This window comes from Chthoniobacterales bacterium (genome assembly GCA_039930045.1).
In the GTDB taxonomy this organism is placed as follows: Bacteria; Verrucomicrobiota; Verrucomicrobiia; order Chthoniobacterales; family DASVRZ01; genus DASVRZ01.
This window is the reverse complement of record JBDSQB010000001.1, coordinates 1-16,809: the sequence shown is the minus strand read 5'-3', so window position 1 is coordinate 16,809 and position 16,809 is coordinate 1. Positions and strand designations below refer to the sequence as shown.

The following is a 16,809-nucleotide window of genomic DNA, read 5'->3' as shown; positions in this document are numbered from 1 at the left end:
CACCAGTGCGTCGTAGAAACCGGGTGACTGGATTTCATGACTACCCACAGCACGGATTCCGACCTGCGCTCGTTTCGACAAATGCCCTTCCTACGGTGAAAATGATACTGTAACGTTTTGGGGTGCAGACTTCGCGCATTGCAGTCCCGCCAGTTTCCCACATCCTCAATATCCCCGGCTCGCAAGAGGCCGGTATTTCGACAACTTATGAAATTTACAGACGGCCTTTGGCTCCATCAACCCGGTGTCACCGCCCACTACGCGGCGGAAGCTTATGAAGCGGTCCGCGACGGCGACGACTTGATCGTTTATGCGACGACGCAGGTCGTCCGGCATCGCGGCCAGACCTTGCAGGGACCGCTGCTTACGCTGCGTTTGAGCGCGGTGCTGCCAGGCATCATCAAGGTGCGGATCGAGCATTACTCCGGCGATCTCGAGCGCGGGCCGAAAATTCCGCTGCAGCCGCTGCCTGCGATGCCCGTTGAAATTTCGATCGGCGAGTCGGAGGCCTCGATCACTTCGGGCAGCATGACCGCCCGCGTGGGATTGAAGACCGGCGGGTGGGAACTGCGGTTCGAGTCCGGCGACCGCCTGCTCACGAAGAGCGCCTGGCGCAACCTCGGGTATGCGCAATGGCAGGACCGCGGGAACTTCCTTTTCGAGCAGCTTTCGCTCGCGGTGGGCGAGTGCGTTTACGGGTTCGGCGAGCGCTTCACGGCGTTCGTGAAAAATGGCCAGGTCGTGGAGAACTGGAACAAGGACGGCGGAACGAGCAGCGATCAGGCTTACAAAGCGGTGCCGTTTTACCTGACGAATCGCGGCTATGGCGTGCTGGTGAACGAGACGGGCCCCGTGTCGTTCGAGGTCGCGTCGGAAAAGACCAACCGCGCGCAGTTCAGCGTGGCGGGCGAGAGCCTGGAGTATTTCGTGATCGACGGCCCGACGCCGCACGACGTGATCGAAAAATTGACGGCGTTGACGGGCCGCCCCGCCCTGCCGCCGGCGTGGTCGTTCGGTCTGTGGCTGACGACCTCGTTCGTCACGAGCTACGACGAGGAGACCTGCACGAGCTTCATTGAGGAAATGAAGACACGCGACCTTCCGTTGCATGTCTTCCATTTCGACTGCTTCTGGATGAGGGAGTTCAACTGGTGCGATTTCGAGTGGGATCCGCGCACGTTTCCCGATCCGGCCGGCATGCTCCAGCGCCTGCACGAACGCGGGCTCAAAATTTGCGTGTGGATCAATCCCTACATCGCGCAGCGGTCGCCGCTCTTCGAGGAAGGCAAGCAGGGCGGTTTTCTGCTCGAGAAAACGGACGGCGGTGTTTGGCAGACCGACCTCTGGCAGCCGGGCATGGGCATCGTGGATTTCACGAATCCCGCCGCGTGCGAGTGGTATGCCAGCCATCTGCGGCGTCTGCTCGACATGGGGGTGGACTGTTTCAAGACGGACTTTGGCGAGCGCATTCCCACCGACGTCGCCTGGCACGACGGCTCCGACTCCAAGGGCATGCACAATCACTACAGCGTGATCTACAACGAATGCGTCTTCAACGCGCTCGAAGCGGCGCGGGGCAAGGGCGAGGCCGTCCTGTTCGCGCGCTCGGCCTACGCCTCCGGGCAGCGCTTTCCTCTGCACTGGGGCGGCGATTGTTGGTCGAGCTTCGAGTCGATGGCCGAGAGCCTGCGCGGCGGGCTTTCCCTCAGCCTCTGCGGCTTCGGATTCTGGAGCCACGATATCGGCGGCTTCGAGGGCAACGGCAGCCCGGCGGTCTATAAGCGGTGGATCGCCTTTGGCCTGCTTTCCTCGCACAGCCGACTGCACGGCAACTCCAGCTACCGCATCCCGTGGGCCTACGACGAGGAGGCCTGCGATGTCCTGCGCACCTTCACGAAGCTCAAGTGCCGCCTCATGCCCTACCTTTTCGCCCGGGCCGTCGAAGCGCATAAAAAGGGCCGCCCGACGCTCCGCGCGATGTTGCTGGAGTTTCCCGACGACCCCGCCAGCGATACGCTCGACCGTCAATACATGCTCGGCGACGCCCTGCTCGTCGCGCCCGTGATGACGGAAGATGGCCGCGTGAGCTATTACCTGCCGGCCGGAACGTGGACGCACCTTCTCACCGGCGAATCCCTGGCCGGCGGCTCCTGGCACATCGCGCAGCACGACTTTTTCAGCCTGCCGCTGTTCGTGCGCCCGGGAACGATCCTGCCGCTCGGCGCCTGCGAAGACCGGCCCGACTACGACTTCGCCGAGGGCGTCACCTTCCGCATCTACCAGCTTGCCGCAGGCGCGACGGCCACCTGCGAAATCCCGGCGCTCGACGGCGCGACCTCGCGTTCCCTCACCGCCACGCGGACGGACGAAAGCCTCACGCTGGAATTGACGGGACCGCACACCGGACCCTGGAGCGTGCAGCTCATCGGCATCGACGGCGTGAAATCTGTCAAGGGCGGCGCCTTGCAAGCGGACGCCGGCGGCACGCTCATCGTGCCGGACAAGGATGCCCGCTCCATGACCGTCCATTTCTAACCCCGCGTTTATGCCTGACAACACCCCCAGCGACAATCGGGACGACCTCAAAGAAAATTTCGAGATCGTCCCCAACCCCGGCGTCAGCGTTGTTGGCGAGCCCCCCCATCCGCAACTGCCAGCGGGCGGCGAAAAGACGAGCGACCGCGTGCCGATGCGGCAAAAGATCGGCTACGGCCTCGGCACGTTCCCCGACATCTTCGGGCACTGGCTCTACCCGACCATCGCGTTTCAGATTTTCGGACTCTACCTGCACGTCCCGCAGTGGCAGATCGGCGTGGCGGTAATCCTGAACCGCGTGTTCGACGCGATCTCCGACCCGTTCTTCGGGTGGTTGTCGGACAACACCCGCTCCCGCTGGGGCCGCCGCCGGCCCTTCATGCTCATCGGCTGCCTGTTGGCGGGCATCGCATTGCCGTTCCTGCTCGCGGTCAGCCCGAGCTGGTCTCCCACGACTTGCTTCTGGTTCATGATCCTCTCGTCGGCGCTCTACCTGCCGATCGTCAGCAGCTTCAACATGCCCTACCAGAGCCTCGGCAACGAAATGACGCCGGACTATCACGAACGAACCAGCGTGTTTTCGTTCAAAAGCGCGGTGCAAAAAGTCCCCGAGCTGGGATTGTTTTTCTTCGGCAATTTCTTCTCGCGCGCCGTGTGGGTGGGCGCGGACAGCTCGAATGTGTTTGAGCGCATCAAGCTGCTTTTCACCACGACGGAGGCATGGCAGTCCGCCGCCGACGGGGCGAAGCCCAACATGCTGCTCGGCGCGCAGGTCTATCTCGTGATGTGCGGACTGCTCATCATCATCGCCGGCCTCGCCTGCACCGCCCTGGTTCGCGAGCGCTATTACACGAAGCTCGTCTCGAAGGGACAGCAGCGGATTTCCATCAAGGAAACGCTCTGGCAGACCCTCCAGTGCCGGCCGTTTCGCATCCAGCTCGGCATGCAGATGGCCTACAACATGGGCCTGAGCATGGTGGGCACGCTGGGCTTCGCCGTGACGATCTATTACGTCTGCCGCGGCAACACCTCCGAGGGTAACTTCTACAACTCGCTCATGGGCGTCACCGCCATGCTGATGGGCTTCCTCGGCATTCCGTTCTTCACATTTCTTTCGCACCGATTGGGAAAAATCCACGCTTTGATGTGGGTGTTCTGCATGGCCATCGCCGTGTTCATCGGCACCTGGTGGCTTTACACTCCCCACATCGTCTGGCTGCAGCTCCTTGCCTCCGGCTCCATCGCCTTCACCGGCGTCGGCTTCTGGATGCTGATGGGATCGATCGGGGCCGACGTCATGGACTACGACGAACTCGAAGGCGGCCGCCGTCGCGAAGGGTCGTTCTCCGCCTGCGGCTCCTGGATCAACAAAGTCGGCATGGCCCTCGGCGCCGGCATCTCGTTTTTCATTCTCCAGTGGGTCGGCTTCGACTCGAACCTTGTCACCCAGACCCCGTTCACGATCTTCATGATCCGCTTCCTGTTCATCGTCATCCCTGTCGTCGGCCTTGTTTTGTCGGTCATTGCCCTGATGCGTTTCCCGCTCACCCAAGAAAAGATGGCCGAGATTCGCCGTCAACTCGAGAACCGCCGGGGCACAGTCTGATCGTATGGTCTATTTCAACTGAGCGCGGCTTGTTATCTAATTCACGGAACAAAAGGGCAAAACGGACACACCAATGGCCCGATGTTCGTTACTGTAACAAATCTTCCGCATTGCCGTGAGTTGCTGAATGTCCGGGAACTTTTAGTTTAGTACTGTAACCCCTCCATTTATGGCAACCATGTCCCGACATCACTTTTCCCGAATCGCTCTGCGGAGCCCGTCTTGCCACCGAGCCTTTACCTTGATCGAGCTCCTTGTTGTCATCGCGATTATTGCCATCTTGGCTGCCATCGTGTTGCCTGCGGTCAACTCGGCCCGCAAAGCCGCGGGTTCGGCCAAGACTGTGGCGCACCTGCGTCACATCCAAGCTGCCGACGCTCTTTACGCGAGCGAGTACGACGGGTTCTTCGTCGGAAATGCCCCGTTTGGAGATGGTAATCCCTACGGTTCTCCTTGGTTCGCGTATATCCCGTTCATAAAAAATCTTGGAGTGGGGGCTGGATACGGTGGGGACTACTATTGGCCTGCTTGGGGCAATGAATATCCCGAAGCCCTGAAGACAGGGAGTAACGTAAAGGTGAGCAGTCCTCCCACTGATGGTCGCAGTCGCACCATCGCCATGAATATGACAGCCTGGAGTCACACCCAAGCCGGTGACCCGGGCGCTTACAACATTTATTGGTCTGATGCCATGGGGACACCAGGCAAGATACGGATGCAAAGTGTTGCTAAGCCATCGCGGTTTATCATGTTTTACGAGTCTTGCGATTGTAAAGGAAGCATGCAATATCGCCTAAACTGGAATGAATCGGCGGATAGTGCCCAGACCAACAATGTCGGCATGGCGTTTCGCAATGGAGGGAAATGCAATGTGGTCTTCGCAGATGGACATGTGGAGGCTCTCACAAAGAAGGATGTGACCGACGATACCGATGCGAAGAAGCTATTTTGGTTCGATCCCAGTTTGGTTGGGGTTCAATGACGCGTGCAAGCGGACATTTCCTGCAAGCGACGAGTCTGCTGATTGCGATGACGCTCGCTTAAAAACAGCGCTCAGGCAGGCGTCAACAAGGTGGCGGCCAGGGACGGCTAGTTTGGCGTCATTTTCGGGCTGTTGCATCCAGCGTCTTCGCCTAGGAAATCAGGATTACGAGGGATTTTGAAAGCACACGCATATCGCGAGGGCTCCGCACGAGGTCAGCGAAACATTTTGTACGCGAAGTCATAGAAGTTACTGCCCCATGTCGCACGGTCATGGCCGTGGTCATCAACATTCCACAGGGGAGGAACGTCATGCAGTTTCAAAAACGCATGGACGCCTTGGGAGATGTTGATGAGGCCATCCATGTTGCCGCAGAAGAGACAAAGCAATTTTCAACTTGCCCGAGTGCGACGAGCGAGCAAGAGGGGTCGGCTTTCGCAGGATTTGCACCGACCGGTTATTGCGGTGTTGAGGCTGGGGTTGTGGATGGATTCCCCTTGTTCCGCAGCATATCGGAGAGTTCCTCGCTCGGTTCGTATGGCTCGCGACGGGATATTGCACCGCCGATGTCCCAGAGCACGGGAACCATTTTCCTTTTCAGCGCGGCTTGGAATACCGAGTTGGTCCAGAGGACGCTATAAGCTTTCTCCTTGTTGGAGCACATCGAGAATTCGCCGACGTAAACCGGGATATCGTTGTGCTTGGAAAAGTCGCTCATCCCGTCAAAGAGGTCGTTCAACTGCTTTATGTCCTCTTCGCTGCCCCAGGTGGGCTTCATCTTGCCCCATGACGCGTCTTCGTTCATCCCCACAAAGGTCCAAGGCGTGTAGTAGTGGACCGAGACGAACAGCTTTCTGGGGACTGTATCCTTCGGCAGGCGGTATTCTTTTTCGCACGTCTTACCGAAATCCGTCGAGTAGCCGGGGACGATCAGGAGACGCTGCGCGTTGTTGCCGCCAGTTTTGCGCACCGTGTCGATGAACAGTTGGTTCACGCGGGTCAGCGTGGCATACGCCTTCTCCACCGACCCCTCGTTTTCAAAGTTGGTTTCTTCGTTGAGGGCCTCGAAGATGAGCTTCTCTTTCTTATCGGCGTAATGGAGGGAAATCTGTTCCCAATAAGATCGGAACCTTTTTTCCGCCTCGGGACTGAAGGTATGGTGGGTGTCGGGATAGCGTTCCTTCACGTCGGAGTCGATCCAGCCCCCGTCCCAGTGGATGTTGATCACGCAAAACATCCCGGCTTCGGTGATCCAGTTGACTAGCTCATCAATCCGCTGGAACTGTTGCGTCGTGATGCGGCCTTTATCGGCAAAAGTATCCCAGGCAACGGGCAACCGGACGCTCTTGAAGCCTGTGCGCGCAAGGCTCTGGATGAATCCCTCCGTGATGAGCGGACTGCCCCAGCCCGTTTCCCAATGCGAGACGTTGTCAAAGGTGTTGCCGATGTTGATACCGGGGGTCATTTGACCGACCGCCGTCCAGGCATCAAGACCTTTCATTTTTGCCGGCAGGATGGAGGGAGGAGTTTGCTCTTGAACAATGCCTGCCTGATCTGCCGACACGCCGGTCTGGGAGGTTTCCGCCTTGGCCTTCTCCATTGCGGCCACTGCGAGTGCGGAGAGATTGGTGGCTTTGTGCGGCAGTCGTCTCTGCCCTCCCGCAAAGGCGACAACAACATCATCTGGCGTGATTTCAATCACCGATACATTTCTGGATGCTGGCACCTTTATGGAACCAGCGACCTTGCCGCCTTGCACTGCGGGAAAGTCCAAGGTCTCCGAAAGCGCCACCTCGCGTGGCCAATAAGCCTTGTGGGAGATCAGCCATGCTACGGGATCAACCGGCTTTGGTGTGGCGGTCGGAACGGGCGTTGGCTCTGGAGTGGCGACAGGCTCGGGCGTCGGCTCGGGGGCAGGCTCGGGGGTAGGCGTGGCGACGGGGGTAGGCTCTGGAGTGGCAACGGGTGTGGGAGTCGGCGTGGCGGTCGGCGCAGGCTTCGTTTGGATGAAATTCTCGATGCGCCGCCAGGCCTGTCTCGGACTTTCGTCGTAGCGATACATCACATAGCCAAATGCAATGCCCAGGAACAAAAGCAGGTTAAACAGCTTGCGAAAGAATCCGCCCTGATTGGTTTTCTTATTCATAATTGGATTAAATTAGTCGCACCTGTGGCAGTCTGTTGAAGCGTCACGCTGAGTTTTGTCCAATGGGTTGTTTAGATTGGGGGGCACGCCCAACGCTCATGGCCGCGACGGCCTGCGGAGCAGGAGTTGCATTTGCTTCGCGTATCCGTCCATGGCGGACTGAAACTCAGGCGGCATGGAGAGCATGGCGGTGGGTGGGGGGCCAAACTGGTAAATCGTAGAATCCTTGTCCATCATCAATGCAACGGGCAGACGAGTTTCGAAGTCGGTGTATGCCACGACCGCAACCTTCTCCGGTTCCGGAATTTTTGTATTTTCCTGCTTCCCATCAAGGCCGAAAAAGACACGCTTCGATTGGAAATTCCCGGGTTGAATCTCGCCCTTGAAAACCAGACAATTGCGGTCTCCCACTTTTTGAATTCCGATAAAATTCTGGGCGGAAATCCAATCGAACCCTGCGAAATCGCCGCCGCCGAAATCAAGCCACGCGGGATCCGCACGGTTTTCTCCGGTGGATAGAAGCAGTTCCCGCCACTCCGGTCGCTTGATGACTTGGAACGCGCCTTTGCACCACCTCTCGCTCTTGCTGCCGCCTTCCACAATTCGCACAAAGCGGACATCCCCTGTCTTCACGACCTGCATCACCCGACGAGACGGCGGTTGATTCTTTGATTCGTCCCCCTGCCCCGATGCCTGGTTGCCCTGCTGGCTTTGGTTCGATGTCGAGACGGGAGTGGTGGTAACCGTCCACGCCGCGAAATCTGGAGCATTTTTTGCCACAAGAGGTCCTTCCGGCAAAACCGGGGAAGCAGCCTTGGAAGTTTGCCCATTTGACCTCACGGCTGTCAAAGTCAGTAGTGCGCTGAAAATATAATATAAGGCTCTCATATCTATTCCTTAACAACCTCGATTTGTTTGTCGATGACTTGGCCCGTGGAGCGGTCGATGGCCACATGGACCCAGTAGCGCTGCTCGCCCTCGACGACGAATTTGTCCAATGCGGTTGCACTTTGCGGATAGCGTCCCGTTTGCGCCACCACGTCTATCATCAGGTTCCAGACCCGCGTCTGGCCACTGCTGGAAAGTGCCCTCATGGCAGCTTCACGATAGCGCTGAACGGTTGTGTCTGCGCCTGTAGTCAGGACGCTCGACAAATCCGCACTAAAACCATCGTAGGCGACGCTTGCGTCGTAAGCGGTCTTCGTGCCAGTGGCCGGGAGAGTCTTGGAACTGCCAGTTTTCCATTTACCCACCAGTTCACCGGGATTTTGCAGCGGTTGGGCTGTTGAAGGCGAAGGAGCTTGTCCGTTGGTGGTCAGGCCAGTGGTTCGCGCCACAAGTTTTCCGGCAATGTTGCCCGCTTCGGCTGCGGCACCCCCTGCGATGGTGGTCATGGTCCGTTCATCTTTATAGGCTCCAGCGATGATCGCCTGCAGGACTGGCCATTGCCGGGTGTTCAAGTTCACTTTACCAGCGACCAGCGCATCGGTATTACCCGTGTCCTGAATCGAAAAAACATCAAGCAACGCCGTGTCGCCGCTCTCCGGGGTGAAGAAATTGAGGTTCTTCCACGGCGTGCCGGAAAAAACATAGCCAAGTTCGGATACCGTGCGGAAGGGCCTGTTCAGCACGATCGGCCGGCTGTCGCTTTGCGAGGTGCGTGTCGTTCCATCGTCATTGGCGGTGGCCATGGGCTGGCCCGGCGCGGGGCTCGCTTTGTTGATGGCCGTCGAAACGTATTGGGTGCCATTCACATAGGCCGCGCTTGCGCGCCTCACGACTCCGTCCGGATCGGAATAATAAGTGGCCAAAGTGCCGACACCGGCTCTCGGCGGTGTTGGGTCGCTGCCATAGCCCGTCTGATCTGAGACGCTTCTTGCCGTTAGATAAGAGGGATCGTTTTGCGCAAAGATTCCTGGACGAAACATGGGTTCAGAACCGTCTCCGGCAGGATCCCAGTTTCCTGGAAACCAACCCATCGCGGAAGTGGGGGCCCAGCCTGCTTTATTTGCAGGCACGGGACCGCCGCCCGCATAACCATTGCGATTGGAGATGACAATGCCCTCGGCCTTGTTCAACCAGCCACTGCGATTGGGGTAGGTCCCATTGTTGAATTCGGCGTGAAAAGGCGGAATGAAATATGCCTCGTCCGACGCCCAGCCATGCATCATCCCAAAGCGGCCCGAGCGTGGATCCACGCTCATCGCAAAGTTTCCAGCGCCCACTTTGGGAAGAAGAAAGCACGCTTCCGATGTCCCCATCAGCGATTGATTCAAGGTGTCCCAAGTGCCGGGGTTCATCAACTTTTGATCGTAGGTCACCCAGCTCCCATCCGGCCCTTTGCACTGCAACTTGTAAGTCATGTATCCGGAGGAGCCTATGAGGATGCTTTGCTGTCCGGGACATCTCGTAACGGAACCGCTTATTTTCCACTGGAGCGGATGGCATCCAAAGTAGATGCCGATGTAGCCGGTTTCCTTGACAGGCAAGCCGGTTCCATCGGTGGTATCAACGGCGCTCCTCAATCCGCCATTGGCAAAGAAGCCCGCCGTGTTGGCCACTATTCCGAGGAGGCCGCTGTCCTTGTTGCTAATGGCTGTTGCCGTGAGATTGCTGCCCGTGGGCTTGCCCGGCTGGAAGAGAATCGTCGGCTCCCGAAACAGGCCGGCACCGGTGGCATTGCGCCCGATCTGAAACGTCATTTCCGTATTCGCCTCCGTGAGACTCCTTGGCTCGCTACTCCACGGAAAGCCATACATCGTATTATAGCCGGGTGATGCGGCCTGTTCTGTGGAGGCGACATTGTAGCTTGTGTAGGGGACGGCCCAGACAGCCACGCCAGCCGCCGCAGCACTTGTGGCCACCATGCGGAACTGCGGACCCGTTTGATCCGACGGGCCTTCCGCCCCCATGGTTTGGGACAGGTTTGTCGTGCTGTAATCGTGCGGATTCCAGATATCCACATACTGCATAAGTGCGCCGACCCCTGTATCCGTGATGGTTCTACTATCCCAATACCAGTTCTGGTATGGGCTGCCGCCATCTGACACCTTCGGCTCGGCGATCTTGATGAGCCCGTTTCTCACCCGGTAAATGTAAGGAAGGTTCTCCACGCCGACGTATTCCTTTGAGCCGCTCCCATCGTCAAAGGAGATGCGGGTGGGATATCCATCCGTGTCAAACTGATCCATGATATTCGCCCCCATACGGATGAGGCTGGCATCCACGGAGACGTCGGTATTGTATTGCGATTGGAACGTCACATCACCCGCGCCGGGAGCCGTGAGCGTTTTGCCGATGGATCCCACGTTGATCGCGGCTTTCAGCAACTCGAAGAAATTCGGCTCGCGATTGGAAGTTACCACGTCCTTGCCGGCACCATCGGTGGGATAGGTGAGTTTTTTAATCGGGCCTCGGGCGGTGTCTCTTCCATGCTGATATTCCCAGAGGCCTGCGTTCCATTTCAGGCCAAAGTATTTCAGGATATTGGCATCCGTGCCCTGCTCCAGCCACGCCTGGGTGATTCCCGTAGCCTTGAGAGCGACAATATCCGCATCGCTGCTCGACGCCCTCGGCTGGCTGGAGCCTTTGCAGGTGAGCCAGGCCAGGCGGTTCAGTGCGAAGCGCTTCTTTACAAGAGGCTCACCCACCACGGCCTGGCTGCCATCGTTGCGGGCAAACGCCGCCTTCACACGCACCGCCGGAAAGCTCGGGTTAATCGCCGCGTCCAGGCCGGTGGCATTGTTCCCGCCCGATGCGACCGCTGCGATCTTCGGCGCGCCCGAATCATAGCCGAGACCCGAGGCATCCATGGACTGCGTGCGAACAAAGGACGGCTGATTGACGTCGCGGGAGAAGGTGCCGAGGTATTGCAGGGTCTGCAGTTGCAACGCCGGGGTGAAAGTGGTGACGGTGTTGCCGATGGCCAGGAGAAGTTTGATGAGTTGCTGGCGGCTGGTGAAGAGGCGGTCGGACTGGCCGTTGGTGAGGGAGGTATTGGCGGCTTGGAGGAAGCCGTTGGTGTTGCCCAAAACCGAGAGGTCGAAAGGAGTGAGGGTGGAGGGTGCGGTGGCCGTGCCGAATGAGGTGTAGGAGGGGAAGGTTCCTGCTGCCTGACCAGAGGCGTAGTTACGCCAGCCGACGAGGGCGTTGATGACTTTGGCCTGATCGGCCACTGGAAGGGTGCTGAGGCCGGGAATTTGAGTGAGATCGGCGTAGGCGAGGGCGCTTTTGTAGGGCGCGATGGTGCCCACAGGTTGGGCGGTTCCGTCGTTGACAGGGGACCCAGCCACATTGGCGTCGAGGAGGGCACCTTCGTCGTAAATTTGGTAGGCGTAGCGGCCCGCCACGGCACTGGTGGTGGTGGCGCTGGTGGCGATGAGGTTGGTGTTCCAAGTCGTCGGGTTGGTGCCGTCGCGGGCGACCAGGACCCAATCTGGCGCGGTGTAGCCGGCGGCGCTGGGAACCAAGTTGGTGCCGCTGGTGGTGGGAAGCAGAAGGGGCTTGTTCCAGCGGGCGGCGGAGATGAAGCGTCCGTTCTGGGAGGGGAGGGTGGAAGAAACGTTGGCGGCGCGTTTACTGCCGTTGGCATCGTAGCCGGTAGTTGGATAAAAAGGCTGGTTGTAGGCGCTGCGTTTGACGAGGTTTTCCAGGCCTCCCGTGCCGGTGGAGCCGACGAGGGCAGGGACGGTGGAAAGGCTGGCTTTGGGGCTGTAAATGTTCACGCCGGGGGCCGGTGTGGTGATGGTGGAGCCGGCGGCGATTTCCGTTTTCAAATCGGCAATGATCTGGGCGGCGGCTCCCTGGGCGAGGAGTTCAACCTTGGCCTGGGTGGCGCTGCTGTTGGAAATCTGCCGGTCCAAAATGGAGCGGGAAAAGAAGGCGACGATGAGGCCGGCCAGCAGAACCACAAAGGTCAGGACGATGATCAGGGCGGCGCCGGAGGAGGCTTTGAAACCTGAAGGCTGGGGGGATTGCATAGAGGGAAGCGCTATTTGGCGTTGAGATAAAAATAACGCTGGTAGATGCGGATTTGGGAGGAGGCAGCCTGGGGGATTCCGGGGATGCCCGCTTTGAGCTTGTCTTCCCAGGAGGTGGCCATGAGTTTGGGCGGGGTGGTTCCTCCAGGGGTGATTTCCAAATCAGTCGGATCAGTGAAGGCGGCCCCGACCGTTGCCGGGGAGGCGATCTGACGGGATTGGGGATCGAGGATGACCAGGGCCACAACGATGGCGGAGTAACCCGAGAGGCTGCGTGTGGTGGCGGGTCCATTGGTGTAGGTGCCGTCGGTATTTTGAAAGCAGTATTCCAAGCGGCAGACACTATCGGAGACCATGTGATAGTCGTCGCTGGTGCCACTGAAGGAGGGGGAGGCACCCACGGTGGACGCCCAGACGGCGTCAAGCTGGCTGGCGGGGTAGGGCGTTGGGCTGGGGACAGCGGTGGTGGGGGCGGGGTAGGTCAGGAATACCATGCCGCCGGGCAGGGCGCTGGCGGGGCCGTCCCAACTGAGTTGTTTGCCAAGTCGTTCCATCTGGCTGCTGGCGTTGATCCTCCAGCCGACCAAGGCCAAGGGACTGGCGGCATCCGCGGCGCCACTGTAGAAGGCCGGGGACTCGCTGTAGAAGAACATTTTATCGTTCCCTGTCTGCTTGGAAAAGATGTAATCGACGTCGCTGCGCTTGACCATTTTGGCGAGGTCTCCGCCCAGGCGATCAAAGATCAGCCGGGCCTGTCCATCGGCGTCGATGTGTTTGCGGCTGCTGGTGGTGACGGCGGTGGCGCTGCTGACCATTTGCGAGACCATCACGATCAGCAGAGTGAGCACGGTCATGGAGACCAGCAACTCGATGATGGTGAAGGCGGGGGAGGAGGATGAAGGGCGCATGGGGGGAGATGGCGGCGGTCAGTTGCGGTCGAGCATGGTGAGGGTTTCCAAAGAGCCGCTAAAATTCACCGGATCGGTCGCCGCCGTTTTATCAGCCAGGGCCGGCCAGGTGATAAGGATTCGGACGGCAGTCGATTTGTCCGTGGTTGAAGCCGTTTTGATAACGATAGTGGCGCGATAGCGGGGGTTTTGCGTGGGATCTGCATTCGCGTTTTTTGTCCCAGAAAGACTGCCGTCCTGCTTAAAAAAAATCGTGGTTTTGACGGCCGTTCCTGCCGTCGGCATGTCAATAGCGAATAGAGGTGAGGCGATGGCCGTAGTGGCGGCAGTCCGCAAGTCCGCGCTGATGCTGACAGCAATCGAGGCGGCAGCCGTTTGCTCGTAGCTGTTTTGATTACTGGTGAGGCCCACCGGGAGCAGGCCGAAAATGGCCACCAATGCAAAGGACGCGACTCCCAATGCCAGCGTTACTTCCACCAAGGTAAAGGCGTGACGCGTGATCCGCTGGGTGCAGACCCGAGAGAAAAAGGATTTCATGGCCGGTAAATGGTGCTGGCCCCGGTGACTCCATCCAACTGGATGGCGGATTCTGTGGCGCTGGCAATGTCGGTATTCCCCTTGGATTGCCGTAGCCCGATCTCCAGCCGGGAGACTATGGTCTCGGTCCAACCTTTGCTCGGAGAGCCTTGCGGAGGACGTGGCACGCCCTGGGGATCAAATTCGATGACCCTTTTGAATTTGTATTTAGCCGTCCCGCCCAAGGGCCAGGAAAACGCCTCGGCAGCCAAGTCAATCGAACCATCGGAGACCAACACGTTGTTTTGCGTGGGCCGGGCGATGGTGGTCGCGGGGGGGCCCATGTGCAGATTCTCAAAACGCTGCAACTTGGAGATGGCCACGATATTGGTGGTGAGGGCGGAGGTAGGGAAGCGGGTGCCGTCTTTGGATGCCACGACTGCCACGGCCAACCGGCCCGTGCCAGAGGTTTGTGGGGTGGCACTGTCGGCCTTGCTGACATCCACTTCCTGAAATCCGACATAAACAAAGGTGTTGTTGGCCATCGCATAAGCCCGCGCCTGCTCCAGCGTGCCGGAGATTTCTGTGGTGGCGCTTTTCAAATCCGTCCCTCCCTTGATGCCGTTCATCGCTGGCATCACCAACGCCATCAACAACACGATGATCCCGATCACTGTCAGCAACTCAACCAGCGTGAAGCCTCGGGTGTTGCTGGATTTGGCCGCATGTGGGATCATGCGCGGGATGAAGAGGGTGGGAGGCGTTGGGAGGACCAGTTTCACAGGTCACAATATGTCCATACCTTGTATATGCATCACTAGCCTGTGATTTTGTGGAAGTTACAGTAACTTACATCATATTGCCGCGCGGAGTTCCCCGACTAACATCTAATCCACATCCGTGCGAAACGGAGACGCTGGCAGCCCGTCGCGGTTGAAGAGATTGCCCTCCGGCACGTTCGCCCAGCCGTAGCGCACGGCTACAGGTTGAGGCACGTCGGGTGCGCTCACCACGACGGTCTCGCCAACGATCTTCGCCTGTGCGGGGTGAAAAGCCTCGCCCGCGCCGGCAATCGTGAAGCCCTTCAGTTCGCCCTCCTTTGCGATGAGTCCGCCGCCAAGGTGCGTGAAATGCAGCTCCGCCTTCGCACCCACGATTTTCATCGAGTCGAAAATCGGCCCGGAGTATTCGATGTGCTCGCCGTAGGCCAGCGCGCGCGCTGCCAGCGACAACCGCTCGCCGACCGGCTGCTTGTGCGCGGGATGGATGTCGTTGGCGTCACCGCAGTCGATCGTCACGGCCATCGCGGTGTTTTTCGTGCTCTGCAACGTGAGCAGTTGCGCCTCGCGGATTTCCGGCCTCATGTCGCGGAACGGTGCAATTTGCACAAAGAGGAACGGAAAATCCCCCTCGCCCCACGCCTGCCGCCAGTCGGCGATCATCGCGGGAAACAGGCTTCGATACTGCCGCTCTCGCTCGACATTCGACTCGCCCTGATACCAGATGACGCCGCGCATCGCATACGGCAGCAGCGGCGCGATCATCGCGTTGTAAAGCACCGTCGGCGCGCTTGGGCTCTGAGTGAAATCGTCGGGAGGAAATCCTGTTTCCTTCCTAGAGACGCTTTGTTTGCACAACCAGGAACCAGTAAGAGGAATGGAATCCGTCTCCCCTCCGGCGTTGAAATCCAGACGCATTGCATCGCCCCCACCATAAATGCCGCCATTCGCGCCCGTGTCCATCACACGCACGGCAATGACATTGGTGCCGCGTTTCAGCAACTTGCCCGGCACTCGATAGGCACGCTGCTTATCGTAGCCGATCGTCGCGCCCACGAATTCCCCATTCACCCAAGTCGTGTCGTTGTCGTCCACTCCGCCCAGATGCAACTCCGCATCGACACCATTCCAGTTCTCCGGCAAATCAAACGCGCGTCGAAACCAAAAAATGCCGTCGAAGCCCGGGTAGCCCGCGTTCTCGAAGACAGTCGGCAAGATCATCGTCTTCCAATCGCTCGTGTCCAAATCCGCCGCGCTCCACACCGCGCCGGTCTTCGAGCCGGGATCGACTTTTTGGAACCACTCCTCCTGCTTGGCCTGTGCGTTGCGCTGTGCCAAATCAGGATCGGCGGTGTATTTTTTGAGCTCTGTGAGTGGTCCGGCAAAGTCCGGCAGTTTTCCCAACGCAGCCTCGCTCGTCCATGCCTCTGCCGGCGTGCCGCCCCATGAACTGTGGATGATGCCTATCGGAACGTGCCGCGCCTGAAAAAGATCGCGCGCAAAAAAGTAACCGACGGCGCTGAATTTCGTGACCGTCTCCGGCGAGCAGACAGTCCATTCGCCCTTCACCGTCGTCTGCGGCGTGAGCGATTTTGTCTGAGCCACATAAAACTGGCGGATTTCCGGATACTTCGCCGCAGCGACTTCCCGCTCCCAGTCGGTGATGGGCTGTTGTCCTGCGCGAGGGCCAAGCTCGCGCTCCATGTTCGACTGGCCGCTGGCAATCCAGACTTCGCCGACGAGGATGTTGGTGACGGAGCTTGTCGTGTCGCCGGAAACGGTCAACGTCTGCGGCTTTGCATTCGGCTTCATCGGATTGAGCCAGATTTTCCACGCGCCGTTCTTCGCCACTGTCGAAACTTTCTGTTCGCCAAACGACACGGCGATTTTCTCGCCATCGCGCGCCGTGCCCCAGACCGGCACGCGGGTATCGCATTGCAGCACGGCGTTGTTTTGAAACAACGGGTTCAGTTCCGCTGAAATTCCCGTCGTCGCCGCGACAGTTAACATGGTGAGAAGTATGGATGCTGTTTTCATGGTTATGGATTGGATTGATGATTGATTTGGATGAAAGGATATTTAAGCGGTTTCAGGCCGTCGGCTTCCGTCTTGTGCATAATTATCTGCTTCGTGGCGTGAGCTTGTAGAGCATCACGCCATGCGGACGCACCGTGGCGCGCAGCGATCCCTCTACATTCTTTAGATCCTTTTGCTGCCACAAATCGCGAACCTGCTGGATTCCACCCAAACCATATCCAGCCAATCCGTCCAGCGCGACGGTCGATTCCTTCTCTCCCATGTTAAGGTAACAGAGCGCCGAAGCGCCATCCTCCAACGACTTTTGATAAACACGAACCT

General features: G+C 58.8%; 11 protein-coding genes. 3 read left to right on the top strand and 8 right to left on the bottom strand.

Annotation, left to right across the window (positions count from 1 at the left end; all coding sequences use genetic code 11):
- Positions 1 to 207: 207 nt before the first annotated feature.
- The 3 genes from yicI to ABIT76_00045 all read left to right on the top strand — a co-directional run bounded on the left by yicI (position 208) and on the right by ABIT76_00045 (position 5,123).
- Complete coding sequence (gene yicI, locus ABIT76_00055; protein MEO7931526.1) at positions 208 to 2,535, top strand: alpha-xylosidase; 2,328 nt, start codon at positions 208 to 210, stop codon at positions 2,533 to 2,535.
- A 10-nt stretch (positions 2,536 to 2,545) separates the two neighbouring features.
- Entirely contained in the window at positions 2,546 to 4,141 is a 1,596-nt protein-coding gene (locus tag ABIT76_00050; protein MEO7931525.1) for an MFS transporter, read from the top strand.
- 169 nt (positions 4,142 to 4,310) lie between these two features.
- Positions 4,311 to 5,123 (top strand): prepilin-type N-terminal cleavage/methylation domain-containing protein, encoded by an 813-nt coding sequence (locus tag ABIT76_00045; GenBank protein MEO7931524.1) that lies wholly within the window; start codon positions 4,311 to 4,313, stop codon positions 5,121 to 5,123.
- A 457-nt stretch (positions 5,124 to 5,580) separates the two neighbouring features.
- Here the strand turns inward: ABIT76_00045 and ABIT76_00040 are convergent, their stop codons facing one another.
- The 8 genes from ABIT76_00040 to ABIT76_00005 form a co-directional block, all read right to left on the bottom strand.
- On the bottom strand, positions 5,581 to 7,269 hold the full coding sequence (locus ABIT76_00040; protein ID MEO7931523.1) for a glycoside hydrolase family 5 protein: 1,689 nt from the start codon (positions 7,267 to 7,269) through the stop codon (positions 5,581 to 5,583).
- 96 nt (positions 7,270 to 7,365) lie between these two features.
- Complete coding sequence (locus ABIT76_00035) at positions 7,366 to 8,049, bottom strand: hypothetical protein (protein MEO7931522.1); 684 nt, start codon at positions 8,047 to 8,049, stop codon at positions 7,366 to 7,368.
- A gap of 110 nt (positions 8,050 to 8,159) precedes the next feature.
- Entirely contained in the window at positions 8,160 to 12,248 is a 4,089-nt protein-coding gene (locus ABIT76_00030) for a hypothetical protein (protein ID MEO7931521.1), read from the bottom strand.
- A gap of 11 nt (positions 12,249 to 12,259) precedes the next feature.
- Positions 12,260 to 13,156 carry a hypothetical protein gene (locus tag ABIT76_00025; GenBank protein MEO7931520.1) on the bottom strand — a complete coding sequence of 299 codons (897 nt, stop codon included), beginning with the start codon at positions 13,154 to 13,156 and terminating at the stop codon, positions 12,260 to 12,262.
- A gap of 18 nt (positions 13,157 to 13,174) precedes the next feature.
- A complete protein-coding gene (locus ABIT76_00020; GenBank protein MEO7931519.1) occupies positions 13,175 to 13,693 on the bottom strand; it encodes a hypothetical protein in 519 nt (172 codons plus the stop codon).
- Positions 13,690 to 14,454 (bottom strand): prepilin-type N-terminal cleavage/methylation domain-containing protein, encoded by a 765-nt coding sequence (locus ABIT76_00015; protein MEO7931518.1) that lies wholly within the window; start codon positions 14,452 to 14,454, stop codon positions 13,690 to 13,692. The genes ABIT76_00020 and ABIT76_00015 overlap by 4 nt, the downstream gene beginning before the upstream one ends.
- Positions 14,455 to 14,559: 105 nt before the next feature.
- A complete protein-coding gene (locus ABIT76_00010) occupies positions 14,560 to 16,488 on the bottom strand; it encodes a sialate O-acetylesterase (protein MEO7931517.1) in 1,929 nt (642 codons plus the stop codon).
- An 82-nt stretch (positions 16,489 to 16,570) separates the two neighbouring features.
- Positions 16,571 to 16,809 (bottom strand): alpha-galactosidase (locus ABIT76_00005; protein ID MEO7931516.1); only part of this gene is annotated, 239 nt, incomplete at its 5' end.